This window comes from Pseudomonas sp. JR33AA, from assembly GCF_021378985.1.
In the GTDB taxonomy this organism is placed as follows: Bacteria; Pseudomonadota; Gammaproteobacteria; order Pseudomonadales; family Pseudomonadaceae; genus Aquipseudomonas; species Aquipseudomonas alloputida.
Map to the genome: position 1 here is coordinate 182,529 of NZ_JAJSAW010000009.1, position 22,625 is coordinate 205,153.

General features: G+C 63.8%; 25 protein-coding genes. 9 read left to right on the plus strand and 16 right to left on the minus strand.

Annotated features, from left to right (window positions below):
- Nucleotides 1-78: 78 nt before the first annotated feature.
- On the plus strand, nucleotides 79-1,434 hold the full coding sequence (gene gorA, locus LVS58_RS16740) for a glutathione-disulfide reductase (protein WP_233692002.1): 1,356 nt from the start codon (nucleotides 79-81) through the stop codon (nucleotides 1,432-1,434).
- A 3-nt stretch (nucleotides 1,435-1,437) separates the two neighbouring features.
- Here gorA and LVS58_RS16745 read toward each other — a convergent pair whose 3' ends face one another.
- The 6 genes from LVS58_RS16745 to ribBA form a co-directional block, all read right to left on the minus strand.
- Complete coding sequence (locus tag LVS58_RS16745) at nucleotides 1,438-2,745, minus strand: substrate-binding domain-containing protein (RefSeq protein WP_233692003.1); 1,308 nt, start codon at nucleotides 2,743-2,745, stop codon at nucleotides 1,438-1,440.
- Between the two features lie 155 nt (nucleotides 2,746-2,900).
- A complete protein-coding gene (locus LVS58_RS16750; protein ID WP_233692004.1) occupies nucleotides 2,901-4,049 on the minus strand; it encodes an ABC transporter ATP-binding protein in 1,149 nt (382 codons plus the stop codon).
- 19 nt (nucleotides 4,050-4,068) lie between these two features.
- Entirely contained in the window at nucleotides 4,069-4,878 is an 810-nt protein-coding gene (locus LVS58_RS16755; protein WP_010954645.1) for an ABC transporter permease, read from the minus strand.
- A gap of 6 nt (nucleotides 4,879-4,884) precedes the next feature.
- Nucleotides 4,885-5,802, minus strand: coding sequence for an ABC transporter permease (locus tag LVS58_RS16760; RefSeq protein WP_014590488.1), 918 nt, complete (start codon nucleotides 5,800-5,802; stop codon nucleotides 4,885-4,887).
- Nucleotides 5,799-6,824, minus strand: a complete 1,026-nt coding sequence (locus tag LVS58_RS16765) for an ABC transporter substrate-binding protein (protein ID WP_016487672.1) — start codon at nucleotides 6,822-6,824, stop codon at nucleotides 5,799-5,801. The genes LVS58_RS16760 and LVS58_RS16765 overlap by 4 nt, the downstream gene beginning before the upstream one ends.
- A 316-nt stretch (nucleotides 6,825-7,140) precedes the next feature.
- Nucleotides 7,141-8,262 (minus strand): bifunctional 3,4-dihydroxy-2-butanone-4-phosphate synthase/GTP cyclohydrolase II, encoded by a 1,122-nt coding sequence (gene ribBA / locus LVS58_RS16770; protein WP_233692005.1) that lies wholly within the window; start codon nucleotides 8,260-8,262, stop codon nucleotides 7,141-7,143.
- 78 nt (nucleotides 8,263-8,340) lie between these two features.
- Between ribBA and LVS58_RS16775 the strand changes: the two genes are divergently transcribed.
- Nucleotides 8,341-8,634 carry a DUF1330 domain-containing protein gene (locus LVS58_RS16775; RefSeq protein ID WP_233692006.1) on the plus strand — a complete coding sequence of 98 codons (294 nt, stop codon included), beginning with the start codon at nucleotides 8,341-8,343 and terminating at the stop codon, nucleotides 8,632-8,634.
- A 203-nt stretch (nucleotides 8,635-8,837) separates the two neighbouring features.
- Here the strand turns inward: LVS58_RS16775 and LVS58_RS16780 are convergent, their stop codons facing one another.
- Nucleotides 8,838-9,857, minus strand: a complete 1,020-nt coding sequence (locus LVS58_RS16780; RefSeq protein ID WP_233692007.1) for an alpha/beta hydrolase — start codon at nucleotides 9,855-9,857, stop codon at nucleotides 8,838-8,840.
- Nucleotides 9,858-10,003: 146 nt separating this feature from the next.
- Here LVS58_RS16780 and LVS58_RS16785 point away from each other — a divergent pair, with 146 nt between their 5' ends.
- The 6 genes from LVS58_RS16785 to LVS58_RS16810 all read left to right on the plus strand — a co-directional run bounded on the left by LVS58_RS16785 (nucleotide 10,004) and on the right by LVS58_RS16810 (nucleotide 14,075).
- A complete protein-coding gene (locus LVS58_RS16785; protein WP_233692008.1) occupies nucleotides 10,004-10,888 on the plus strand; it encodes a LysR family transcriptional regulator in 885 nt (294 codons plus the stop codon).
- A gap of 26 nt (nucleotides 10,889-10,914) precedes the next feature.
- A complete protein-coding gene (locus tag LVS58_RS16790; protein WP_233692009.1) occupies nucleotides 10,915-11,316 on the plus strand; it encodes a hypothetical protein in 402 nt (133 codons plus the stop codon).
- Nucleotides 11,317-11,449: 133 nt separating this feature from the next.
- On the plus strand, nucleotides 11,450-11,671 hold the full coding sequence (locus LVS58_RS16795; RefSeq protein WP_003256222.1) for an MbtH family protein: 222 nt from the start codon (nucleotides 11,450-11,452) through the stop codon (nucleotides 11,669-11,671).
- Nucleotides 11,668-12,387: a thioesterase II family protein gene (locus LVS58_RS16800; RefSeq protein WP_233692010.1), complete on the plus strand. Its 720-nt coding sequence runs from the start codon at nucleotides 11,668-11,670 to the stop codon at nucleotides 12,385-12,387. The genes LVS58_RS16795 and LVS58_RS16800 overlap by 4 nt, the downstream gene beginning before the upstream one ends.
- A 57-nt stretch (nucleotides 12,388-12,444) precedes the next feature.
- On the plus strand, nucleotides 12,445-12,996 hold the full coding sequence (locus tag LVS58_RS16805) for an isochorismatase family protein (protein ID WP_233692011.1): 552 nt from the start codon (nucleotides 12,445-12,447) through the stop codon (nucleotides 12,994-12,996).
- 26 nt (nucleotides 12,997-13,022) lie between these two features.
- Nucleotides 13,023-14,075 (plus strand): DUF1615 domain-containing protein, encoded by a 1,053-nt coding sequence (locus LVS58_RS16810; RefSeq protein ID WP_233692012.1) that lies wholly within the window; start codon nucleotides 13,023-13,025, stop codon nucleotides 14,073-14,075.
- A gap of 174 nt (nucleotides 14,076-14,249) precedes the next feature.
- Here LVS58_RS16810 and LVS58_RS16815 read toward each other — a convergent pair whose 3' ends face one another.
- The 9 genes from LVS58_RS16815 to LVS58_RS16855 all read right to left on the minus strand — a co-directional run bounded on the left by LVS58_RS16815 (nucleotide 14,250) and on the right by LVS58_RS16855 (nucleotide 21,794).
- Nucleotides 14,250-15,113: a metal ABC transporter substrate-binding protein gene (locus tag LVS58_RS16815; protein WP_233692013.1), complete on the minus strand. Its 864-nt coding sequence runs from the start codon at nucleotides 15,111-15,113 to the stop codon at nucleotides 14,250-14,252.
- Nucleotides 15,110-16,009: a metal ABC transporter permease gene (locus LVS58_RS16820; protein WP_233692014.1), complete on the minus strand. Its 900-nt coding sequence runs from the start codon at nucleotides 16,007-16,009 to the stop codon at nucleotides 15,110-15,112. Before LVS58_RS16820 ends, LVS58_RS16815 begins: the two co-directional genes overlap by 4 nt.
- Nucleotides 16,009-16,755: a metal ABC transporter ATP-binding protein gene (locus tag LVS58_RS16825; RefSeq protein ID WP_233692015.1), complete on the minus strand. Its 747-nt coding sequence runs from the start codon at nucleotides 16,753-16,755 to the stop codon at nucleotides 16,009-16,011. Before LVS58_RS16825 ends, LVS58_RS16820 begins: the two co-directional genes overlap by 1 nt.
- The gene (locus tag LVS58_RS16830; RefSeq protein WP_233692016.1) at nucleotides 16,752-17,654 is read right to left on the minus strand and encodes a metal ABC transporter substrate-binding protein; all 903 of its coding nucleotides are present in this window, start codon (nucleotides 17,652-17,654) and stop codon (nucleotides 16,752-16,754) included. Before LVS58_RS16830 ends, LVS58_RS16825 begins: the two co-directional genes overlap by 4 nt.
- 16 nt (nucleotides 17,655-17,670) lie before the next feature.
- The gene (locus LVS58_RS16835) at nucleotides 17,671-18,240 is read right to left on the minus strand and encodes a DUF6162 family protein (RefSeq protein WP_233692017.1); all 570 of its coding nucleotides are present in this window, start codon (nucleotides 18,238-18,240) and stop codon (nucleotides 17,671-17,673) included.
- The gene (locus LVS58_RS16840; RefSeq protein ID WP_233692018.1) at nucleotides 18,237-18,557 is read right to left on the minus strand and encodes a hypothetical protein; all 321 of its coding nucleotides are present in this window, start codon (nucleotides 18,555-18,557) and stop codon (nucleotides 18,237-18,239) included. Before LVS58_RS16840 ends, LVS58_RS16835 begins: the two co-directional genes overlap by 4 nt.
- The gene (locus tag LVS58_RS16845) at nucleotides 18,554-19,093 is read right to left on the minus strand and encodes a thiamine pyrophosphate-binding protein (RefSeq protein WP_233692019.1); all 540 of its coding nucleotides are present in this window, start codon (nucleotides 19,091-19,093) and stop codon (nucleotides 18,554-18,556) included. Before LVS58_RS16845 ends, LVS58_RS16840 begins: the two co-directional genes overlap by 4 nt.
- Entirely contained in the window at nucleotides 19,090-20,283 is a 1,194-nt protein-coding gene (locus LVS58_RS16850; protein ID WP_233692020.1) for a PepSY-associated TM helix domain-containing protein, read from the minus strand. Before LVS58_RS16850 ends, LVS58_RS16845 begins: the two co-directional genes overlap by 4 nt.
- 176 nt (nucleotides 20,284-20,459) lie before the next feature.
- Nucleotides 20,460-21,794 carry a lysine N(6)-hydroxylase/L-ornithine N(5)-oxygenase family protein gene (locus tag LVS58_RS16855; protein WP_233692021.1) on the minus strand — a complete coding sequence of 445 codons (1,335 nt, stop codon included), beginning with the start codon at nucleotides 21,792-21,794 and terminating at the stop codon, nucleotides 20,460-20,462.
- Between the two features lie 174 nt (nucleotides 21,795-21,968).
- Here LVS58_RS16855 and LVS58_RS16860 point away from each other — a divergent pair, with 174 nt between their 5' ends.
- Nucleotides 21,969-22,415 (plus strand): hypothetical protein, encoded by a 447-nt coding sequence (locus LVS58_RS16860; protein ID WP_233692022.1) that lies wholly within the window; start codon nucleotides 21,969-21,971, stop codon nucleotides 22,413-22,415.
- Nucleotides 22,416-22,625 lie beyond the last annotated feature (210 nt).

A 22,625-nucleotide genomic window follows, 5' to 3' on the forward strand; every position in this document is an offset into this window, starting at 1 on the left:
AGCCATCCTTCGGGATGGCTTTTTTGTTTGCTGCGGCCAACGGCGGTATGCTGGACGCCTGCCTGGGAGAGTGAATACATGGCCTTCGATTTTGATCTGTTCGTGATTGGCGCCGGGTCCGGTGGTGTGCGCGCAGCGCGTTTTGCTGCCGGTTTTGGCGCAAAAGTGGCAGTGGCTGAAAGCCGCTACCTTGGGGGGACCTGCGTCAACGTCGGTTGTGTGCCGAAAAAACTGCTGGTATACGGCGCGCACGTTGCCGACGAGCTGGAGCAAGCCGCAGGTTTCGGCTGGACGTTGGAAGAGGGGCATTTCGACTGGGGCACCCTGATTGCCAACAAGAATCGGGAAATCGAGCGCCTTAACGGCATCTACCGTAACCTGCTGGTCAACAGCGGGGTGACCCTGCTGCAGGGCCACGCGCGTCTGACGGGTGCCAATGAAGTGGAAGTGGACGGTCAGCACTACACCGCCGAGCATATCCTCATCGCTACCGGTGGCTGGCCGCAGGTACCGGACATCCCCGGCAAGGAACTGGCGATCACCTCCAACGAAGCCTTCTACCTCAAGGACTTGCCGCGTCGCGTGCTGGTGGTGGGTGGGGGGTATATCGCCGTCGAATTCGCCGGCATCTTCCAGGGCCTGGGGGCAGACACCACACTGCTGCACCGTGGCGATCTGTTCTTGCGCGGCTTCGATGGCTCGGTACGCACCCACCTGAAGGAAGAGCTGGAAAAGCGCGGCCTCGACCTGCAGTTCAACGCCGACATCCAGCGCATCGACAAGCTTGAAGATGGCCGCCTGAAAGCCACGCTCAAGGACGGCCGCGAGCTGGTAGCCGATTGTGTGTTCTATGCCACTGGCAGGCGCCCGATGCTGGACAATCTGGGCCTTGAGAACACCGGCGTCGAACTGGATGCGCGCGGCTACATCCGGGTTGATGATCAGTACCAGACCACCGCACCCTCGATTCTCGCCATTGGTGATGTGATCGGCCGTGTGCAGTTGACCCCCGTGGCCTTGGCTGAAGGCATGGCCGTGGCGCGGCGCCTGTTCAAACCCGAGCAATATCGCCCGGTGGATTACCAGAACATCCCCACCGCGGTGTTCAGCCAGCCACCCATCGGTACCGTAGGCTTGACCGAAGAGCAGGCGCTGGAGGCCGGGCACAAGGTGCAGGTATTCGAAAGCCGCTTCCGCGCCATGAAGCTGACCCTGACCGACATTCAGGAAAAGACCCTGATGAAGTTGGTGGTCGATGCCCAGACCGACAAAGTGCTGGGTTGCCACATGGTCGGTCCTGACGCTGGCGAAATCATTCAGGGCCTGGGCATTGCGCTTAAAGCCGGTGCGACCAAGCAGCAGTTCGACGAAACCATCGGCGTGCACCCGACGGCGGCTGAAGAGTTCGTGACCATGCGCACCGTCACCCGCTGATGATCAATACACCCACACCTCGACCCGCCGGTTGCGCAGCCGGCCTTGTTCCAGTTCATTCCCGGCCACTGGCAATTGATCGCCCATCCCGGTCACCTGCAGCACCTCCACGCCACCGCGCGCCAGTTCGCGGCGCACCGCTTGTGCGCGCAGGCGGGAGAGCAGCGCTGCGCGCCCGGGGGTTTCCTTGGGGTCGCCGAACCCCACCAGCACTGCCTTGCCCTTCAGCTTCCCGGCCTGGCGCAGGTACTCTGCCACCCGCTGAACATCGCGCAAGGCCTTGTTGTCCAGCCTGGCGCTTCCTTCCTGGAACCGGAAGTTCACACTCAGCCGCTGCGCCTGCTGGGCCAGGGTGCGATAGCGCGGTGGCATGTCGCTTTGGGGCGCGACAGACAGGGCCTTGATCTGCTGCGAAACGAAACCGTGCTGGGCGATGATCGCCTGGCCGGCCGGGCTCTGAGCGAAATCGACCAGGGCCTTGGCCAGGAGTTTGGGGTTGGCGGGGAGGTAAAAGTACAGGCGCCGCGAGAGCGGGTAGTCCTCGCTGGCCACCCGTGCGCGCTCCGGCAGCACGGCCGGCGCGTCGCCCTCGGCCACCGCCAGCACCTTTGCCCCGTGTACGGCGGCCAGGCTGCTGAAACCGATGGCCTGGCGGTCGGTACCCACGCCTGCCGCCAGTTCGTCACTGGACTCGAAGCGCCGGGCCTTGGCCGAAAGTTCGCCGTGCTCAGGTTCCAGCACCAGCGCCTTGAAGGTCTCGAACGTGCCGGAACGGTCGTCACGGGCATACAGATGAATGGCCCCGCCAGGTATGCCCAGTTGTTCCCAGCGCTGGATCTGCCCGGAGAAAATGTGCGCCAGTTGCCGGGTGTTCAGTTGGGGTATTGGGTTGTCGGGGTGGACGATGACCGCGACGCCGTCGAGGCCGATCACGTGTTCTGCGCCGGCTGCGCGCAGGTTGCCCAGCGCCTGCAACTGGCGCACTTCACGGTCGTTGATCGGCCGCGAGGCGGCGGCCAGGTCAGCCTCGCCACGGCCCAGCGCGACAAAGCCGGTGCTAGAACCGTGGGCGGCAATGTCGATGCGCAAGGGCTGGCCGTGCACGTCGCGGGCGGTAATCACCCACTCGTTGGCGACCTTGCCTGGCTGTTGTTCGATGGCTGTGGCCTGCTGTGCGCGCAATTGCCCCTGTACCAGCGCCGGCATCAAGGCCGCGCCGATGGTGTTGGAACCTTGGACACGCAGGTGCAGGGGCTCAGACCAGGTCGCGAGTGGAAGCAGGGTGAGCAGCAAGACAAGCAGGCGGAGCATGCCGGGTGGCCTATGGCACAGTGTTGGCCGGCAGATTACGACAGTGGCGTGATGATAATGTGACGGGGGCGCACGCCTTCAAGCATGCAACGCCTGCCAGATTGAGCGCCGCGCGGGCAGTGCTCGATCCGGCAGGCGTTGCAACGCTGAAAAGGTTAATGCGCCCCGGCCGACTTGCTCAGGTCGCTCTCGGCCCATTCGGTATAAATGCAAGCGTCTGCCACTGCCCAACGTACCTTCACGCTGTCGCCCGGCTGCATCGGCATGCCCGCCGCCGACAGTGCCTTCACGGTCAGCTCGGTCCCCCCTGCAGTCACCACATGGCAGGTCTGGCTTTCACCCAGGAACAGCACTTCACCCACCTTGGCACTGACTTCGTTCCAACCCGCCGGCAGCGGTTCACGCGTGGCCTGTTCGGCGGTCAGGGCCACAGCCTTCTCCGGGCGCACCATGATCAGTGCGTCCTGCGCGGCGGCCAGCCCTGGGGTCAAGCGAATGGCCACTGGCTGGCCCTCGAAGCTGCCCGCACCGTTGCTGCTGGCCTTGATCCGCAGGAAGTTGGAGTTGCCCAGGAACGATGCGACAAAGGCATTCGGTGGGTTCTGGTACAGGTCGTAACCGGTGCCCAGGCCGACGATCTTGCCGTGGCTGAAAATGGCGATGCGCTGGGACAGGCGCATGGCTTCTTCCTGGTCGTGGGTGACGTAGACAATGGTGATGCCCAGGCGGCGGTGCAACTGGCGCAGTTCGTCCTGCAGGTCTTCACGCAGCTTCTTGTCCAGCGCGCCGAGCGGCTCGTCCATCAGCAGGATGCGCGGCTCGTACACCAGCGCCCGGGCGATCGCCACGCGCTGCTGCTGGCCGCCTGACATTTGCGAGGGTTTGCGGTGGGCGAACGGCTCCAGTTGCACCAGCTTGAGCATGGCGTCGACGCGCTTGGCGGTTTCGGCAGCGCCGAGTTTGCGAATGGCCAGTGGGAAGGCAATGTTGTCACGCACATTCAGGTGCGGGAACAGCGAATACCGCTGGAACACCATGCCGATGTCACGCTTGTGCGGCGGCACGTTGACCAGCGACTGGCCGTCGACCAGGATTTCGCCGCTGCTCGGTGTTTCGAAGCCGGCCAGCATCGACAGGGTGGTGGATTTGCCCGACCCGCTGGAACCCAGGAAGGTCAGGAACTCGCCGTCCTGGATCTCCAGGTCGAGGTTGTCCACGGCGGTGAAGTCGCCGTAGTGCTTGTTCAGGCCGCGCAGGCTGACCAGGGCCTTGCCGTGCGCGTTGTCTTTGATCACTGCACTCATTGTTGTTATCTCCGCGCACTCAGGCGTTGGTTTCGGTGCGCCGGCGCAAGGCGGCGGCAATGAACATGACAAGCAGCGACAGGCCGATCAGCAGGGTCGAGGCCACGGCGATCACCGGGCTGAGGTCCTGGCGCAGGGTGGTCCACATCTTCACTGGCAGGGTCTGCAGGTCGGGGCTGGCCATCATCACGCTCAGCACCACTTCATCCCACGACACCAGGAACGCGAACAGGCCACCGGCGATCATGCCGGGGCGGATGGCCGGGAAAGTGACCTTGAAAATGGCCTGCAGGCGTGAGGCTCCGCAGATCACCGCGGCATCTTCGATCGACTGGTCGAACAGTTTCAGCGAGTTGATGATCGAGATGATGGTGAAGGGCAGGGCGACGATCACGTGGCTGACCACGAAGGCGAACAGCGTGCCGGTGTAGCCGAGCTTGAGGAACAGCGCGTACACCGCCACGGCGATGATCACCAGCGGCACGATCATCGGCATGGTGAACAGCCCGTACAGCAGCTCGCGGCCGGGGAAGCGCCCACGCACCAGCGCGAAGGCGCTGGGCAGGCCCAGCAGCACGGCGGCGATGGTGGTCAGCACGGCCACCTTCAGGCTGGCCAGTGCGGCGTCCATCCACTCCGGGTTGGAGAAGAACTGGCCGTACCACTTGAAGGTCCAGCCCGGTGGCGGGAACACCAGCCACTGTGACGAGCCGAATGACAGCAACACAATGAACACCACCGGCAGCAGCAGGAAGGCCGCAATGACCCCGGTGGTCAGGTACAGGCCCGTACGCAGCGGGCGGCCCATGGCATTGGGAGACAGGAGCATGGCGGTTTACCTCGCGTTGCCAACCGGGGATTCCGGCTGCAGCTTCAGGTACAGGTAGAAGAGCACCAGGGTGATCGCGACCAGCAGTGCGGCAGCGGCGCTGGCCAGGCCCCAGTTGAGGAAGGACTGCACCTGCTGGATGATGAACTCAGGCAGCATCATGTTCTGCGCACCTCCCAGCAGCGCCGGGGTCACGTAGTAACCGAGCGACATCACGAACACCATCAGCGCCCCGGAGAACAGCCCCGAGCGGCACAGCGGCAGGAACACCTTCCAGAAATTGGTCCACGGGCTGGCACCACAGATCGAACCTGCCTGCAGCACCATCGGGTCGATGGCGTGCATGGTCGCCTGCAGTGGCAGCACGATGAACGGGATCATGATGTAGCTCATGCCGATTACCACGCCGGTAAGGTTGTGCACCATTTCCAGCGGGGCATCGATGATGCCCATGGCCATCAACGCCTTGTTGATCACGCCCGAGCTCTGCAGCAGCACCAGCCACGAGTAGGTGCGCGCCAGCAGGCTGGTCCACATCGACAGCAGCACGATGTTCAGCAGCCAGCGGCCCCAGCCTTTGGGCACCAGGGTGATCGCCCAGGCCAGCGGGAAGCCCAGCAGCACGCTGATCAGGGTCACCACGCCGGCCACCGAAAAGGTGTTGAACAGCACACGTGCATAGGCCGAGTTGGCAAACAGCTGCTCGTAATTACCCAGCCCCGGGGTGGGTTCCAGTACCCCGCGCAGCAGCAGGCCGACCAGCGGCGCGAAGAAGAACACGCCAAGGAACAGCAGGGCGGGCAGCAGGTTGCGGCTGCCTTTCCAGCGCTGGCTCAGGCTTGCGCGGCGCGGGGCGGTGCCCGGGGCGCCGGCACCCGTGGGGGTGCCTTGCGCATTGTGCAGGGCGTTGATGGCGACTTTCATTTGACCAACCACTCATTCCAACGGGCCGCGATTGCTTGACCGTTCTTGGCCCAGTAGGCGAAGTCGAGGGTAACCTGGTCCTGGGCGTAGGCAGTTGGCAGGTTGGGCGCGAGGTCTTTGTCCAGTTTGGCCACGCTGTCGACGTTGACCGGCGCGTAGGCGGTCTTGTTGGCGAACTCTGCCTGGCCCTCGGCGCTGCTGGCGTTGGCCAGGAATTTCATGGCCGCTTCCTTGTTCTTGGCGCCTTTGGGGATGACCAGGAAGTCGGCCATGACCAGGTTCTGCTTCCAGCTCACGCCCACCGGTGCACCGTCTTGCTGCAGGGCATAGACACGGCCATTCCAGAACTGGCCGAGCGAGGCTTCACCTGAGGCCAGCAATTGCTGTGATTGGGCGCCACCGCCCCACCAGACGATGTCTTTCTTGATGGTGTCGAGCTTCTTGAAGGCGCGGTCCAGGTCCAGCGGGTACAGCTTGTCGGGGGCTACGCCGTCGGCCAGCAGGGCCAGTTCCAGCACGCCGGGGCTCGGCCATTTGTACAGGGCGCGTTTGCCCGGGTAGGTCTTGGTGTCGAACAGTGCGGTCCAGTCCACCGGCTTGTTGGCGCCGAGCTTGCCTTCGTTGTAGCCGAGCACGAAGGAGAAGAAGAACGAGCCGACGCCATGGTCGGACACGAAGCGAGGGTCGATCTTGTCGCGCTTGATCTGGTTGAAGTCGAGGGGTTCGAGCAGGCCTTCGCTGGCGGCACGTAGGGCAAAGTCGGCTTCGACGTCGACCACGTCCCACTGCACGTTACCGCTCTCGACCATGGCCTTGAGCTTGCCGTAGTCGGTGGGACCGTCCTGCACGACCTTGATGTCGGTGGCTTTGGTGAAGGGTACGGCCCACGCTTCTTTCTGGGCGTCCTGGGTGGTACCGCCCCAGCTGACGAAGTTGAGGCTGTCGGCGGCCTGGGCGGCCTGACATGCCAAGGTCAGCAGGCTGGCGGACAGCACTGCGGTTACACGTTTGCTCAACAGCATGGTTACGCCCTCGTTGCTTTTGTTATTCGAGGCGGGGCTTTGGTGCGCCCGCCAACTGTGTTCGGGGAGCAGCTAAAACAAAGTGTCTGGGGCCGTTTTTAATTGTAGGTGCCGGCCTGCAGAATCAAGGTCTACGGGATATCATATTATGGTATTCCAAAATTTTGGCAAGAGGTATGGGGCGACCGGCCATCACTCCGCCCTGTCAAAAGCACCAAGGGCCCTGTAGGAGCGGGTTTACCCGCGAATGCGATGGTGACGCCACCGACGCATTCGCGGGTGAACCCGCTCCTACAATCAGTTGCTGATGTTGCTTTTAGCTTGCAATCCCGGGTTCGAACGGGATGCTTTGCACCACCTCCAGCTCATAGCCCGCCAGCCCCGCGTATTTCAGCGGAGGCCCCAGGTGGCGCAGCTTGCCCACGCCAAGGTCCTGCAGAATTTGCGCCCCGGTACCCACTTCGGAATACACCTTGGACTGGCCACGTTGATAGGGCCGCACAGGGTGGGTCAGTTGTGGCACGCGCTCAAGCAAGGCCTGGGAGGATTCGTGGTTGGCCAGGATCACCACCACGCCAGTACCTTCCTCAGCCACCTTCTGCAGCGCCGCCCACAGCGTCCAGTTGGCGGGGCCTGCGTATTCGGCACCCACCAGGTCGCGCAGCGGGTCAATCACATGCACCCGCACCAGGGTCGGCTGTTCGCGGCGAATGTCGCCCATGACCATGGCCATGTGCACACCACCTTCGATGCGGTCTTCATAAGTGACCAGGCGGAAGGTGCCATGCACGGTCGGTAGCTCGCGCTCGCCGATGCGCTTGACGGTCTGCTCGGTGCTCAGGCGGTAGTGGATCAGGTCGGCGATGGTGCCGATCTTGATGCCATGCCGGGCGGCGAACACTTCCAGGTCGGGGCGGCGGGCCATGGTGCCGTCGTCGTTCAGCACTTCAACAATGACAGAGGCGGGGCTGAAGCCGGCCAGGCGTGCCAGGTCGCAGCCGGCTTCGGTGTGGCCGGCACGGGTCAGCACCCCGCCTTCGCGTGCCCGCAGGGGGAAGATGTGGCCAGGTTGTACCAAGTCTTCGGGGCGGGCGTTGGGGGCCATGGCCGCTGCCACGGTGCGTGCCCGGTCAGCGGCGGAAATGCCGGTGGTGACCCCGGTGGCCGCCTCGATCGACACGGTGAACGCGGTGCTGAACACGCTACCGTTGGCCGGAACCATCTGCTCCAGGCCCAGGCGCTGGCAGTGATCGTCGGTCAAGGTCAGGCAGATCAGCCCGCGCGCCTCGCGGGCCATGAAGTTGATGGCCTGGGCGTCGCAACGCTCGGCGGCGATCAGCAGGTCGCCTTCGTTTTCCCGGTCCTCGTCATCCACCAGCAGGACCATCTTGCCTTGCCGGTAGTCCTCGAGAAGTTCCTCGATGGTGTTGAAAGCCATGGTGCACACTCTCTGTGGTGGGGTGATTTTTATGGTATACCATCATACACAAATATCGCCTGAGCAGGAGAGCAGCGCATGAAGGCCTATTGGATCGCGCATGTGGACGTGACCGACCCCGAGCAATACCAGCAGTACACTCAGCGGGCGCCGGCGGCCTTCCAGGCATTCGGCGGCCGCTTTTTGGCCCGTGGCGGGCGCAGTGAGGCAATGGAAGGGCGGCCTACCCCTCAGCGTAGCGTGGTGATCGAGTTCGACTCGTACGCGCAGGCCGTCGCCTGTTACCGCTCCGCGCTGTACCAAGAGGCATGCAGCCATCGCCAAGGGGTGGCGAAGGCTGAGGTGATCATTGTGGAAGGGTTTGAGCCCTGAGCAGGATTTGCCGGCCCTTTCGCGGGTAAACCCGCTCCTACACAGGTCACCACAGAATTGACGTTTGTGTGGCCGGTGTAGGAGCGGGTTTACCCGCGAAAGGGCCGGACCTGCCGCACCGATGGCAGATTCATTGAAGCCTGCGAGCCGTTTCCGCAAATAGAAGCAAAAGACCCGCCCAGGCGGGTCCATTGCTCATCGACTCACTGCAGATGAACGTTAAGTTCGCCGGCCGCCTGCCGCAGCGCCGCCTTTACTGCCGGCACTTGGCTCAACGGGTTGAGCAGCCCATAGTCATGAATCATCCCGTTATAGCGCACCGAGGTTACTGTCACGCCGGCTGCATTCAACTGGCGGGCATACGCCTCACCTTCATCCCGAAGCACATCGAACTCAGCCGTTTGCACCAGGGCCGGCGGCAAGCCCTTCAGCTGTTCGGCGGTGGCCCGCAGCGGCGAGGCGTAGATCTGTTCCCGCGCCTTGGCATCCGTGGTGTAGTTGTTCCAGAACCACTTCATCATCCCGGTGGTCAGGAAGTGTCCTTCGGCAAACTGCTTGTAGGATGCAGTCTCGAAGCTGGCATCGGTCACCGGCCACAGCAGCAGCTGGAAGCGCAGGGTAGGGGTGCCGGCCTCTTTGGCCTTGAGCGCAACCACCGCCGCCATGTTGCCGCCAACGCTGTTGCCGGCTACAGCCAGGCGCTTGCCATCCACGCCGATCTCCTTGCCATGCTCGGCCACCCAGCGAGTCGCGGCGTAGGCCTGGTTGATCGCTGTCGGGTAGTGCGCTTCCGGTGACGGGGTGTAGTCCACATAGACCGCCACTGCACCCGAGCCGATCACCAGGTCGCGGATCAGTCGCTGGTGGGTCGGGAAGTCGCCCAGCACCCAGCCGCCGCCGTGGAAGAACATGAACACCGGCAGATCACCTTTGACATTAGTCGGGCGCACCACTTGCAGCTTGATCGACTGGCCGTTGGCCTGAATGGTACGTTCCTTCACTTCGATCCCCGAGAGGTCGACCTTGACCGAAGCCTGGGCACCGGTCAGTACTGCGCGGGCGTCCTTCGGGCTGAGCTGTTCCAGCGGCTTGCCACCCCCTTTCTCCAGGGCTTCGAGGAAGGCCTGGGTGTGTTGTTCGACACCTGGGCTGCCTGCGGCAAAGGCAGTGGAAACAGACAGGGCCAAGAGGGAGGTGGTGAGGGCTTTGTGGACAATGTTCATGAGCGGATCCTTTTCTGTGCAAGTGTTGGGAGTGGGCGTCTTGTGTGGCCTGTGGGGCCATCGCTGCGACTTGTGCGTAGATTAGGCAGATGCATGGGTGGGAAAAAGCCGCTATAAAGTGTTTGACTGTCAGCAAGAGCGAGACAATGAACCCTTACGAAGACATGCGGATCTTTGCCCAAGTGATGGAGGCCGGCAGTTTCACCGCTGCCGCCGACCGTCTGGGCATGTCCAAGCAATCGGTCAGCCGGCGTCTGATGCAGCTTGAAGAGCGCCTGGGCGTGCGCCTGCTCAACCGCTCCACCCGGCGCCTCGATGCCACACCACTGGGGCAGCACTACTATCAGTCGGCCCTGCGCCTGCTGGGGGAAGTGCAGCAGGTCGAACACGACATCAGCGGCCAGGCCCAAGTCCTGCGCGGCACCTTGCGCCTCAGCGCGCCGCTATCGTTTGCCATGGCGCACCTGGGCTGCCTGCTGACCGAGTTTCTGCAGTTGCACCCCCAGGTTGATGTGGAGGTAGACCTGAGCGACCGCGCCGTGGACCTGATCGGTGAAGGCTATGACCTGGCGCTACGCATTGGTGCACTGGAGGACTCCAGCCTGATCGCCCGGCGTATCGCCGGTGTCGAACGGGTCTACTGTGCAAGCCCCGCGTATTTGCAGGCACGGGGCGTGCCGGGGAAACCGGATGAGCTCGCCGCGCATGAATGCCTGCCCTATGGGCATTCGCGGCAGGTGCAGTGGCAATTCCACAAAGGTGGCAAAACCCACGCCATTCAGGTGACCGGGCGCATGCGGGCGAACAATGGCGAGTTGCTGCGGGGTGCTGCGATTGCCGGGATGGGGGTCACTTACCTGCCGACCTTTATCGTTGGGCAAGCGTTGGCGCAGGGGCAGTTGGTGACGGTTCTGGATGAGTGGCGCCCGCCCGCGCTGCAGCTGTCGGCGGTGTATCCGCAGCACCGGCAGGTGGCGCGGCCGGTGCAGGGTTTTGTCAGTTTCCTGCGCGCGCGGCTGGCGCAGCTCTGACCGTCGGTACAGGCTATGCTTGCCCTATGACCACACCCGTTCCTTTACGCCAACCGTGCCCCCCTGGTGCCTGCGTCTGCGGCCGCGAGCAACTGGCCGACTATCCGCAGGCCGCCCAGCGCATCCTCTTGCTGACCCGGCAGGAAGAAAAACGCCTGCTCGAACGGCTGGAAAATCTGAAAGACCTGGAAGACCTCCAACGTCTGCAGCGGCGCCTGTACGAAAACCTCGGCATCCGCGTGCACATCGCCCCCGGTTACAACGAGGTACGGACCATGCGCGGCATCGTCATCGAACTGGATGACCAGCCCGGGCTGTGCCGCAAGACCCGGCAGTCTATCCCGGCGGCGATCCGGCGCGGGCTGGAGCGTAATCCGCAGGTTGCGTTCCGGTTGCTCGATACGCACGACTTGTTGTGTGATACCTGAACGTTGATACCTGCACCGGCCGCGCCCAGATGGGGCGCGTCAGTTCCTTTAATTTTTTCAACGCTTGCTACGTCTACTTGGAAGCCACCCTGCGCCAGGCGCGCAGCGGCATCATCACTTAAGGAGACAGGCAATGACTTCCGTTTTCGACCGCGACGATATCCAGTTCCAGGTAGTGGTCAACCACGAAGAGCAATACTCGATCTGGCCGGACTACAAAGCCATCCCCAACGGCTGGCGAGCTGTGGGCAAAAGCGGCCTGAAGAAGGACTGCCTGGCCTACATCGATGAAGTCTGGACCGACATGCGCCCGCTGAGCCTGCGCCAGAAAATGGCCGAAGCTGCCGCCCAGTGACCGTGCTGAACCTGCTGTGCCTGCCGTACTCCGGGGCCAGCGCCATGGTCTACAGCCGCTGGCGTCGCAAGCTGCCGGCATGGTTGCAGGTGCGCCCGGTAGAATTGCCTGGGCGGGGCGCGCGCATGGGCGAGTCGCTGCACACCGACATGCAAGTGCTGGCCCGGCAACTGGCCAGCGAGCAGCGCCTGACGGCAAGCGCGCCTTATGCGCTGCTCGGTCACAGCCTGGGTGCACTGCTGGCCTTCGAGCTGGCCCATGAGCTGCAGGCATTGGGTTGCCCGGCGCCGCTGGCCTTGTTCGCCTGCGGCACCGCGGCACCTACCCGGCGTGAAGACTACGACGGCAACAACTGGCGCGAGCCCAAGAGTGACGCCGAGCTGATCAGCGAGTTGCGTGAGCTGCAGGGCACGCCTGAGGAAGTGCTGGCCAACGCTGAGTTGATGAGCCTGACCTTGCCGACCTTGCGCGCCGATTTTCTGTTGTGCGGCACTTACACCTACCGGCAGCGACCGCCGTTGCAGTGCCCACTGCATGTGCTGGGTGGCGTGGATGACCGGGCCAGTGATGAGCAACTGCGGGCATGGCGCAGTGAAACCCTAGGCACGTTCTCGCTGCAGATGTTCCCAGGTGGCCATTTCTTCATCCATGAGCAGGAAGGCCGGGTGCTCGCTGCGCTGACCGCGTCGCTGCAGCCGCTTCGGCTGTCCGCCTGATTGACGTCACCGCTTGCCTGGGGGAGGCTAGGGTTTTTCCCAGGCAAGAGGCAGACAATGCTGATCGATCCACTCCAGGCCACGCTACTGGTCGTCGACATCCAGGAAAAACTGATCGGTGCCATGAGCGACCCCGAAGGCACTCGGGCACGGGCCCGCTGGTTGCTGGCGGCGACCGCCGAGCTAGCGCTGCCGACGGTGATTTCCGAGCAGTACCCCAAAGGCCTGGGCCATACCCTGGCCGAACTGCTGGCTGCAGCACCGGCAGCCGAAGTGGTGGAAAAAAATCACTTTTCCTGCGTGGCTGCCGAGTGCCTGCCAGCCAGTTTGATGGCGCGCGAGCAGGTGATCGTCTGCGGCATGGAAACCCATGTTTGCGTGCTGCAGACCGTGCTCGGCCTGCTGGCCCTGGGCAAGCAAGTGTTCGTGGTCGAGGATGCCTGCGACAGCCGCACCCCGGCCAGCAAGGCCGCAGGCCTGGCGCGCATGCGTGCCGCCGGTGCGCAGGTGGTGACCCGCGAGATGGTGCTGTTCGAATTGATGGGCAGTGCCGGGCACCCGCAGTTTCGCCACATCAGCAAAACCTATCTGGTCGGTGAACAGCCCTGAACCGCCGATTACTGGCCATTTCGGTGATGGCCCTGGCGCTGTTGCAAGGCTGTGCCGGGCGCCGCGAAGAAGCGCCCGAAGCGGACCCGGCCAAAATCCGTGCGCAGCTGCTGCGGCTGTTACCCGCCCAGGCCAAGGACCGCGAGGGTTGGGCCAAAGATATCCAGGCAGCCTTCGAAGCCCAGCGCATAGCGCCCAGTAAAAGTAACCTGTGCGCAGTGCTGGCGGTGACCGAGCAGGAGTCGACCTTCACTGCGGACCCGCAGGTGCCCAACCTTGGGCGTATCGCCCGCCAGGAGATCGACCGCCGCGCTGCGCGCCTGCACATTCCCAAACTGCTGGTCGACGGTGCGCTTAAGACGCCGTCGGGCAACGGCCAGAGCTACCAGCAGCGGTTGCAGACGGTGCGCAGCGAAAAGCAGTTGAGCGAACTCTACGACGAAGTCGTTGCGCGCGTGCCGCTGGGCAAGACCTTGCTGGGCGGGCTGAATCCGGTGCACACCGGCGGGCCGATGCAGGTCAGCATCGACTTCGCCGAAAAGCATGCAAGGGATTACCCCTACAGCCATGAAGGCACGATTCGCCAGGAAGTGTTCAGCCGGCGCGGCGGCATGTACTTCGGTATTGCCCACCTGTTGGGCTACCCGGCCCACTACGAGCGCCAGCTTTACCGTTTCGCCGATTTCAACGCGGGCTGGTACGCCAGCCGCAATGCGGCATTCCAGGCGGCATTGAGCAAGGTCACGGGGGTGAAGTTGGCACTGGACGGCGACCTGGTGGCGCCGGGGGCGATCATGCCGGGGGCGACTGAAATGGCCGCGCGCAAGCTGGGGGTGAAGCTGGGACTGCGCAACCCGCAGATCCGAAGCCAGCTGGAGGAGGCTGACAGCCTGGCGTTCGAAGACAGCAAGCTGTACGGCGGGGTGTTTGCCCTGGCGGATGCCAAGGCCGGCAAACCGGTACCCCGCGCCGTGCTTCCGGGCATCGAGCTGAAGAGCCCGAAGATTACCCGCAAGCTGACCACGGCCTGGTTTGCCGGGCGGGTGGATGAGCGCTATCAGCGGTGCATGAAGCGTTAGTCTGGCAGCTACCGCGATCCAGAAGCAGGTGACGCGTTGCGTGGCACCGGCTTTGCCGGTGTTCGCGGGTGAACCCGCTCCTACACACGGTGGTTCGGCACTGGCCGTCGTAGGAGCGGGTTCACCCGCGAACACGGGCGAAGCCCGTGCTATCCACCGCGCGGGCCTGCCCGATCAGCGCTCGCCCAATGCCGCAACCACCTGCTCAACGCTGGCTTTGAGCCCCGCAATCGCATCTTCAGGGTCACTGTCCACCACCACCAGCTTAGCCCCGGACGCCTTGATCACCTCGGCCACTGCCGCGTCCGGCTGACGATGGTCAAGCACCAGCGCCACGTCTTGCGCCTTCAGGTGCTCCCCCAGCGCCTTGAGGGCGGCTGCATCCCATTCGGCCGGCAGTGGCTGCTCAACCGCATCCAGGTTCAACCCGTTGACCAGATAGCCCAGCTTCTCCGACAGGTTCACCACCGTCAGGTTGTCGACGTTGGCCAGGCGCGTCTGGCTGTTGGCCGAAAGTTCCAGCAATTGGCGCTTGAGCCCTGCCAGGTTGCCCTGGATCTTTGCCTTGTCGTCCGGCGCCAGGCGCTCCAGGTCGTTGGCCACCACGTCGGCCATGCGCCCGAGGTTGGTGGGGTTGAGCCAGGGGTAAGCGCCATAGGCATCGTCACCGTTCACCGCAATGCCCGGCAGTGCGCCATCCACCGGCCGCGCAGCATCGATCTCGACAATGCGGATATTGCTGCGTCGGGCCATCGGGTACAGCGGGTCGTCGCGCCAGATCGAACGCACGCCGATCACCGCATCTGCCTGCTGGGCAGCCTTGTGCAGGCCTGCGCCACCCCGCCCGCTGAAATACGACGGTTGGCGGCTGGCAGGCACGTTGGCCGGTGCTGCCCGCTGGAGCTGTACCGCAGTGCCGTCGAGCAGGGCGCTGGCCAGGCTGTGGGTGACGGGCAGGGTCGTCAGCACTTGCGTGGCGAAAGACAGGGACGGCAGGCCGGCCATTGCCAGCGCCAGGGTCAGGTGTTTGAAGTTCATGCCGGGTTTCCTTGCAGGCGGGGAACGAGGGCGCGGGCCAGGGCGGCCAGGGCAAAGCAGATGCCGGCGACCAGGATGATCGCGGCCCCTGACGGCACCGGCAGGTCGAAAACGATGGGCAGCAGAATACCGAGCAGGGTGCTGAGGGTGGCAATCAGCACCGACAGGAAGAAAAAGCCCTTGAGCGACTGGCTGACCAGGCGAGCGGCGGCGGCCGGGATGACCAGCAGCGCACCGACCAGGATGGCCCCGATCACCTTCACCGCAGCCACGGTCACCAACGTCACCAGCACCACGAACAGGTAGTCCAGGGTCTTCACCGCTACCCCGCGCACCGCCGCCAGCTGCGGATTGAAACTGGCCAGCATGATGCGGTTGTACAGCGGCAGCGCCAAGGCCAGCACCAGCACCGCAACGATGCCCAGCACGAGCAAGTCCTGGGCGCTAACGGTCAGTACCGAGCCGAACAGCACGTTTTCGAGGATGTGCACGTTGATCTTGCCCGCCAGCATCAACAGCAGGCTGGCGCCCAGCGCCAGCGACACCGACAGGAACACGCCAATCAGCGTGTCCGGCGACAGCCCGGTACGGTTGCGCAGGAAGTTGAGCAGGATGCCGAACAGCAGGCAGTAGCCGAACAGGCTGCCGTAAGGCCCGGTATAGGGCTCACCCAGCAGGATACCGATGGCCACGCCGGTCAGCGCCGCATGGCCGACCGCTTCGGAGAAGAAGGCAAAACGCTTGACCACCACCAAGGTGCCCAGGCCGCCCAACACCGGGCCGATCATCAGGCCGGCCAACAGGGCGTTGACCACGAAGCCGTAGGCCAGCGCCTCGGGCAGGTAGCCGGCAGTGGCCCAGTCCTGGACCATTTGGCGAAAGGTTTCAAAACTCATCAGGCAAGGCTCTCGCTACGCGGGTGAACGGAGAACAGGCCGAGCAGACGCTCAGGGGTCAGGGCCTGGGCAGGCGGCGCATCGAACAGCACCTGGCGGCTCAAGCCCGTCACCCGGTCCGCCAGGCGCAACACGGCTTCCAGGTCATGCTCGATCCACAGCACGGTAGTGCCGGCCTGACGCCAGCCCTGCAATAACTGTTCGAACACCTGGATTCCGGCTTCATCGAGGGCCGACATCGGTTCATCCAGCACCAGCAACTGCGGCTCGGGGATCAGGCCCTGGGCCAGTAGCACGCGCTGGCGCTCCCCGCCGGACAGCGCACCCATGCGCCGCGTGCGCTTGTCGAGCATGCCAACCTGAACCAAGGCTGCATCAATGGCCGGCTTCACGCGCCGCGACAGGCCGAGGAAGGCCGGGCGGCGCTGGCACATGGCGGCCATGAAGTCGTCCACGGTCATTGGCAGGCCGCGGTCGAACTCCAGTGCCTGCGGCACATAGCCAATCACTTCGCGCTCACCAGGCCAATGCAACGTCAGCTGGCCCTGGTGGGGCATCTGCCCGAGCAGGGTCTTGATCAACGAGCTCTTGCCGCCACCGTTGGGGCCGACAATGGCGTGCACGCTGCCTGCTGCCACGCTGAAACTGACCTGCTCAAGGATGCGCGTACGCCCCAAGGTCAGGTCGATGCCAGTGAATTCGATGCGCGGCCCGCAGGCGGTCACCAGGTTGGCGGCGGCGGTCATGCGCGGTTCTCCTGGATGGCGCGGACCACTGTGTCCAGGTTGCGCTTCATTTCGACCTCGTATTTGTCCTTGGTGTAATCGCCGTAGGAAATATGCGTCAACGGATACAGGCGCACGCCGGACTCACGCTGAATGGTTTCGACATAGGCCGACGGGAAGTCCATTTCCGAGAAGATCACCCGCACGTCCAGGGCCTTGAGCTGGTCGATGGTCTTTTTCAGCTGCGCCGGGCTGGGTTCGATGCCATGGGCCGGCTCGACCACGGCGGTCACCTCCAGGCCGAAGTCGCGCACCAGGTAGTCATAGGCAGCATGGATGGTGGCGACCCGGAACGTGGCGTCAGGGGCTTCGGTAACCTTGGCCAGGGCCTCGGCACGCAGCGCGCGCAAGCGTTTGGCGTAGGCACGGGCGTTTTGCGTGTACAGCTTGGCGTTGTCCGGGTCGAGCTTGCCCAGTTCACGGGCGATGTTGTTCACCTGGGCGATGGTGGTGCTGATCGACAGAAAGGTGTGCGGGTTGACCACCTTGCCGGCACCACGGGCGGCAATGCCAGTGGCCGCCAGCAGCGGCACGTTCTGATTGGCTTCGATAGTGGCGATGTCGGGTTTTTCGCTGGTGGCGATCATGCGGTCTGCGAAATCGTCATGGCCAACACCGTTGAGCACCACCACGTCCAGTGTGCCGATGCGCTTGATGTCCTCGGCCCGCGGCTCGTAGGCGTGCGGGTTGAAGCCCGCCGGAATCAGGGGAACCACCTCGGCCTTGTCGCCGACAATATTGCTCACGTAGCTGTAGTAGGGGTGCAGGGTGATGCCGATTCGCAGCGGCTTGTTGTTATCGGCCAGGGCCAGTGCCGGCAAGGCAAGGGCCAGGAGCAGGGCGAGGGCGGAGCGGAACATGGGCGAGTCCTTGGGTTCAGTGACGGTGTTCGCGGGTGACCCCGGCGTCGTAATGGCTGACCACTTGCTGCCAGCCAGCGGCGATCAGGGCGGCCTGGCCGAGGTCGTCCGGGACCACGTCGGCGCGGTCGCGGCGCAGCCAGACATCGGCTTGGCCTGTACTGTCGGGTGGCAGGATCAGCAGCAGGCTGCCGGCAACTTCGGGGGCTTGGCTGCGGCCCAGGTAGGCGCCGGGTTCCAGCCAAGACCATTGGTGGCCGCCACGGCTCTGGCTGCCGGCGTCGACCACGAACGGCGGCAGGCCTTCCTCGGCCAGGGCCCTTACGCTGGGCGTGACGGCGTTTTCTTCGCGCAGGAGCTGGATCTCGTCGAAGGCTACCCGCAGGTCGGTGTACAGGCCTTGCTCGGCGGCGGTGAGGTCGCGGCGGGCGTCGATCTGGTGGCTGGCGATGGCCTGTTCATCCTCTCGCTCACCGCGCAGCAGCACCACGCAGGCGGCGAGCGCCACGATCAGCAGGCTTGCCAGCAGCACGTACAGGGTTTCGTGCCCGGCACCGGCCGGGCGAATGACGTGGGCGCGGCTCATGGCTGGGCGATATCGGCGTAGTCCACTTCCACCACGTGCCCGGGGCCAGCGTCGAACAGCACGTAGAATTCACCGTCCGGGCGCTTGAAGGTGAGTGTCGAGTCGTTGCCAAGCTTGCCGCCGACCAGCACCTGTTCGTCATAACCGATCACGTCGAGGGTCACCCCGGGGGCGCCGCTGCCGTCCGAGAAACCGCCGGTGCACTTGACCTGGCCGCTGGCCAGCTCTTCGCACTCGCACATCGGGTTGTGCGCCAGCGCGGGGTCGGCGGCCAGTACCAGCAAGGGCAGCGCCAGGGTGCGCATCAGGTAATTCATTTGTTTTCTCCTTGTTTCTCGAGCCATGCCACAGTGGCTGGCGATGCCTTGGCCAGGGGGATCGACGCCTGGTGCATACTGCCGTCCCAGCCTTCCAGGGTGATCCAGATGTGCGCGTCGGGTTTGGTGCGCGGCGGAATCGGCAACGAGGTGCCCATGTTGTACGGTGCACCGAAGAAAATGGTGCCGGCGGCGCGCAGGCTGCGTGGCTTGCCGATGCGCAGGTAGGCGGCCTTGACGTTTTTCATGCAGGCCTTGCACAGCGATGCATTGAACGATTTGAAGTAGCCGGCGGGGCCGTCGGCGCGTGGCGCCTCGTCACGCAGTTCGGCAAGGTCGAGGCTGTAGGGGCCGACCTGGATATCACTGATCACGTTTGCGCCAAGGCCGGCGTCGCCACGGAACAGCCTGGCGTCTGCGAAGTACTTGGGCATGAAGCCCAGCGGGATCAGGATCAGCAGGATGTTCAGGTGAAAACGCCACTTCAGCCAAAACTGCTTCAGCGGGCTGGCGGGCAGGGCCGGGGCCTGGCTCATGAGTGGATCTCCACGGTGGTTTCACTGCGTACCGCTCGCGGCGCGCGCTCGCTGCGCTTGAGGGCCGCGGCGGTGGCCTGGGCGGTGCGCTTGGTCCAGATCAGCAGGCCGCTGAGCACCATCAGGGTGAGGATCAGGCCGAAGAAGAACCACACCAGCTTGATCGGCAAACCGCCAAAGTCGCCGGTGTGCAGCGGGCGCATGGATTCGGTGACGAACTCCAGGGCCGAACGGTCGCTGATCAGGAACTGGCTGTCGACATTGCGTGTGTACGGATTCACCGAAACACTCTGCAACATCAACGGGTACCAGCCCGGGCCCGACAGCGTAATGTGGCTGTAGGCAGTGGCGGGGAGCGAGATGGCACTCACTTCCAGACCCGGGATCGCCAGGCCGGCAAGGCGTGCTGCCTCATCCAGGTTGATGCGCGAGGCGGGGCTGCCATCTGGCGTTTGTGGCACTTCGTCCCGGGCGATCACCGGCACAATGGGCTGGCTGGAAAGGGTGATGTGGTTGTCGAACAGGATCGCCTGGATCAGGAACCAGGTACCGGTGACGGAAATGACCGCAATGAACCAGATTGACCACACCCCGGACAGACGGTGCAGGTCACCCCAGAAGATTCGCGAACCATGGCCGGTCCGCACGGGTTTGAAAAAGCCTTTCCAGAATTTCTTGTAAACCACCAGGCCGGTGACCAGCGAGGCCAGCATCGGCAGGCCGAGCAGCGATACCAGGTACCAGCCCCAGCTGAAGCCGTTGGTGAACGGCACCAGCCACCAGCCGTGCAGGGCGCGGGTGAAGGCTTCGAAGTTGAAGTCCGGGGTCTTGCCCTGAATGGTTCCGGTGTAGGGGTTTACATACAGCGTCGGGCTGGTGCCGTCAGGCAGGGTGACATTGGCCTTTACCGCGAAGTGCGAACCATCCGGTTGGCTCAGGCGCTCCACCACCATGTCCGGCTCGGCTTTGTTCAAGGCCTCCAGCACCTGCTGAAAGCTCATGCGCTCGGTGTCCGCGTCTGGCTTGTTGGCGCGCACGGCCGGGTCGGCGAGCCAGACGATTTCCTGGCTGACCACGGCGAGCATGCCGGTGAAGCAGACGATCAGGACAAAGAACCAGATCGGCAAGGCGAGCCAGCTGTGGACCAGGAACCACAGCCTGGATTTGGATTTCTTCGGTGATTTGGCCATCAGACGGTCTTCTGCTATGGGTGGTCGAGCGCGAGCCCAACCAAAGAGAGCTGTACTGATAAGGACGAATGAGAATTGAAAACCTGCAGGTTAAAATGAAAGCAAATGTTTCAAAGCACAAATACCGGACTGCGCGCGAGGCATCAGTCCGGCCTTGATGGCGGGTTGCAGAGGAGTCAGGCGCGGGTCAGTGCCACTGCTGCCTGGGGCTTTTCGTGCAACTGCTCCAGGTCCTGGTACAGCGCCCGGCCAATTTCCGCAGCGCGTGCCGGCAGGACCGAAAGCAGGGTGTCACTCAGGCCGTGGCTGTTTTCGCAGAAGCCCTGCAGGTACACCGAGGCTTGCAGGTCCGGGCTGGCCAGTACGCGGTAGTTGCGGTCGACGCTGAAGTCCTCCAGGTAATCGGCCAGCGGCGCCAGCAATTCACGGTGCGAGCGGCGCTCGTAACCGGTGGCGAGGATGACGGCATCGTAGCGGTGGGTTTGCTGCTGGCCGGTGGCGAGGTCGCGCAGGGTCAGTTCCAGGCCTTCGCGGGTGGCCACCACCGCTTCCACGTGGCGCCGGCACAGCACGTTGTGGCGGTACTGATGGGCAACCTTCTGCCGGTAGAGGATGCCGTAAATGCGTTCGATCAGGTTGAGGTCGACCACCGAGTAGTTGGTGTTGTGGTATTCGCCCAGCAGTTTGCTGCGCTGTTCGGCCGGTTCGTTGTAGACCAGGTCGGTATAGTCGGGCGAGAAGATCTCGTTGACGAAGGGGCTGTCATCGGCGGGCTTGAGGGCCGAGCCGCGCAGAATCATGTCGACCTTGACTGACGGGTAGCTGTCGTTGAGGTCGATGAATGCCTCGGCGGCGCTCTGGCCTGAGCCGATCACGGCAATGCGCATGGGTTTGCCAGCCGTGCACGGCAGTTTGGTCAGGCTGCTCAGGTACTGCGAGTGGTGGAAGACTCGCGGGTCGTCCTTGAAGGCGCCGAAGTTGTCCGGGATTTTCGGCGTGCCACCGCTGCCCACCACCACCGAGCGGGTGGGGCGGCTGTATTCGCGGCCTTGTTTGTCACGCGTGATCACGCACAGGTGTTGGACCCGGCCTGCATGCACGTGCGGTTCGATGCGCAACACTTCCTGCCCATACACCGCCTGGGAGGCGAAATGCTCGGCGGCCCAGCGCAGGTAGTCGTTGTACTCCAGGCGGCAGGGGTAAAAGGTGCCGAGGTTGATGAAGTCGGCCAGGCGCTGCTTCTGGTGCAGGTAGTTGACGAAGCTGTAAGGGCTGGTCGGGGTGCGCAGCGACACCAGGTCCTTGAGGAACGAGATCTGCAACTCGCTTTGGGTAGCCAGGGTCTCGCCGTGCCAGTGGTAGTCTTGCTGCTTGTCGATGAACAGTGCGTCGAGCGCATGGCCCCGGGATTCGGCGAGTTCTTCCAGGGCGATGGCCAAGGCCAGGTTGGAGGGGCCAAAGCCCACGCCGATCATGTCTTTGATGGTTTCCTGCTGTGAGGACTGGCTCATGGCTGCGATTCCCTGAATGGTCGAATATGGACGCCCGCCGGGGCTCCGGCTCCTGCGCAAGTACATGAGTTGGAACGAGCCAGCCGAGGGGGAATTTAAGCGGGCTAAAGAACAGCGTGAGGCGGCCGATGTGTTGGTTACGGCAAGGACCAATCTTTCAGGCAGGGAATCGACATGAGTGGTATCACGGCAAGCAACCTGATGATCAATGGTGTTTCAGCGCAGACGCTTAGCGCGACTGCAGCAACCGAGCGTGAACAGGCGAAACAGGCCGGTGAGGCGGTGGGGCCGTTGAGCATCAGCAGTGACAGCATGAAGGTGTCAGCAGGTAGCCAGGCGCAATCCACTGACACTGAAGGCAGTGGCGAGTCGGAGGCTGTGAGCGAGCTGCGTCAACTGATCAAGGATCTGCAGAAGCAATTGGCAGAGGAACAGAAACAGTTGGCTGCATTGCAGAACAGCAAGATGGACGAGGCTGCGAAAGCGGCAGCGGTCGGTGCCAAGCAGGCGAGCATTGCCACCCTCAACGGGCAGATCATGGCGGCCACGGCGCAGTTGCTGGAACTGTTGCAGCAGGAGGGCGGCAGCAGTGCGGGCGGAATGGTCAGCGCTACGGCCTGACAGTGGTCTTGCTCTGGGCAGTCGCCTGTAGGCGCGGGTTCACCCGCGAACGGGCCGGGCCTGCGGGCCAATTTCCCCCCGTCGTTCACCGTTGCCGCTGCTGCCGTATTCGCGGGTAAACCCGCTCCTACCACGCGGTAGACACACATCGGTGGTTGGACACAGGCCGTCGTAGGAGCGGGTTCACCCGCGAAAGGGCCGGCCCTGCTT

What these genes read in the sequence shown, in the direction of transcription:
- gorA (WP_233692002.1), top strand. Translation starts at nt 79, where the DNA reads ATGGCCTTCGATTTTGATCTGTTCGTGATTGGCGCCGGGTCCGGTGGT.
- LVS58_RS16745 (WP_233692003.1), bottom strand. Translation starts at nt 2,745, where the DNA reads ATGCTCCGCCTGCTTGTCTTGCTGCTCACCCTGCTTCCACTCGCGACC.
- LVS58_RS16750 (WP_233692004.1), bottom strand. Translation starts at nt 4,049, where the DNA reads ATGAGTGCAGTGATCAAAGACAACGCGCACGGCAAGGCCCTGGTCAGC.
- LVS58_RS16755 (WP_010954645.1), bottom strand. Translation starts at nt 4,878, where the DNA reads ATGCTCCTGTCTCCCAATGCCATGGGCCGCCCGCTGCGTACGGGCCTG.
- LVS58_RS16760 (WP_014590488.1), bottom strand. Translation starts at nt 5,802, where the DNA reads ATGAAAGTCGCCATCAACGCCCTGCACAATGCGCAAGGCACCCCCACG.
- LVS58_RS16765 (WP_016487672.1), bottom strand. Translation starts at nt 6,824, where the DNA reads ATGCTGTTGAGCAAACGTGTAACCGCAGTGCTGTCCGCCAGCCTGCTG.
- ribBA (WP_233692005.1), bottom strand. Translation starts at nt 8,262, where the DNA reads ATGGCTTTCAACACCATCGAGGAACTTCTCGAGGACTACCGGCAAGGC.
- LVS58_RS16775 (WP_233692006.1), top strand. Translation starts at nt 8,341, where the DNA reads ATGAAGGCCTATTGGATCGCGCATGTGGACGTGACCGACCCCGAGCAA.
- LVS58_RS16780 (WP_233692007.1), bottom strand. Translation starts at nt 9,857, where the DNA reads ATGAACATTGTCCACAAAGCCCTCACCACCTCCCTCTTGGCCCTGTCT.
- LVS58_RS16785 (WP_233692008.1), top strand. Translation starts at nt 10,004, where the DNA reads ATGAACCCTTACGAAGACATGCGGATCTTTGCCCAAGTGATGGAGGCC.
- LVS58_RS16790 (WP_233692009.1), top strand. Translation starts at nt 10,915, where the DNA reads ATGACCACACCCGTTCCTTTACGCCAACCGTGCCCCCCTGGTGCCTGC.
- LVS58_RS16795 (WP_003256222.1), top strand. Translation starts at nt 11,450, where the DNA reads ATGACTTCCGTTTTCGACCGCGACGATATCCAGTTCCAGGTAGTGGTC.
- LVS58_RS16805 (WP_233692011.1), top strand. Translation starts at nt 12,445, where the DNA reads ATGCTGATCGATCCACTCCAGGCCACGCTACTGGTCGTCGACATCCAG.
- LVS58_RS16810 (WP_233692012.1), top strand. Translation starts at nt 13,023, where the DNA reads ATGGCCCTGGCGCTGTTGCAAGGCTGTGCCGGGCGCCGCGAAGAAGCG.
- LVS58_RS16815 (WP_233692013.1), bottom strand. Translation starts at nt 15,113, where the DNA reads ATGAACTTCAAACACCTGACCCTGGCGCTGGCAATGGCCGGCCTGCCG.
- LVS58_RS16820 (WP_233692014.1), bottom strand. Translation starts at nt 16,009, where the DNA reads ATGAGTTTTGAAACCTTTCGCCAAATGGTCCAGGACTGGGCCACTGCC.
- LVS58_RS16825 (WP_233692015.1), bottom strand. Translation starts at nt 16,755, where the DNA reads ATGACCGCCGCCGCCAACCTGGTGACCGCCTGCGGGCCGCGCATCGAA.
- LVS58_RS16830 (WP_233692016.1), bottom strand. Translation starts at nt 17,654, where the DNA reads ATGTTCCGCTCCGCCCTCGCCCTGCTCCTGGCCCTTGCCTTGCCGGCA.
- LVS58_RS16835 (WP_233692017.1), bottom strand. Translation starts at nt 18,240, where the DNA reads ATGAGCCGCGCCCACGTCATTCGCCCGGCCGGTGCCGGGCACGAAACC.
- LVS58_RS16840 (WP_233692018.1), bottom strand. Translation starts at nt 18,557, where the DNA reads ATGAATTACCTGATGCGCACCCTGGCGCTGCCCTTGCTGGTACTGGCC.
- LVS58_RS16845 (WP_233692019.1), bottom strand. Translation starts at nt 19,093, where the DNA reads ATGAGCCAGGCCCCGGCCCTGCCCGCCAGCCCGCTGAAGCAGTTTTGG.
- LVS58_RS16850 (WP_233692020.1), bottom strand. Translation starts at nt 20,283, where the DNA reads ATGGCCAAATCACCGAAGAAATCCAAATCCAGGCTGTGGTTCCTGGTC.
- LVS58_RS16855 (WP_233692021.1), bottom strand. Translation starts at nt 21,794, where the DNA reads ATGAGCCAGTCCTCACAGCAGGAAACCATCAAAGACATGATCGGCGTG.
- LVS58_RS16860 (WP_233692022.1), top strand. Translation starts at nt 21,969, where the DNA reads ATGAGTGGTATCACGGCAAGCAACCTGATGATCAATGGTGTTTCAGCG.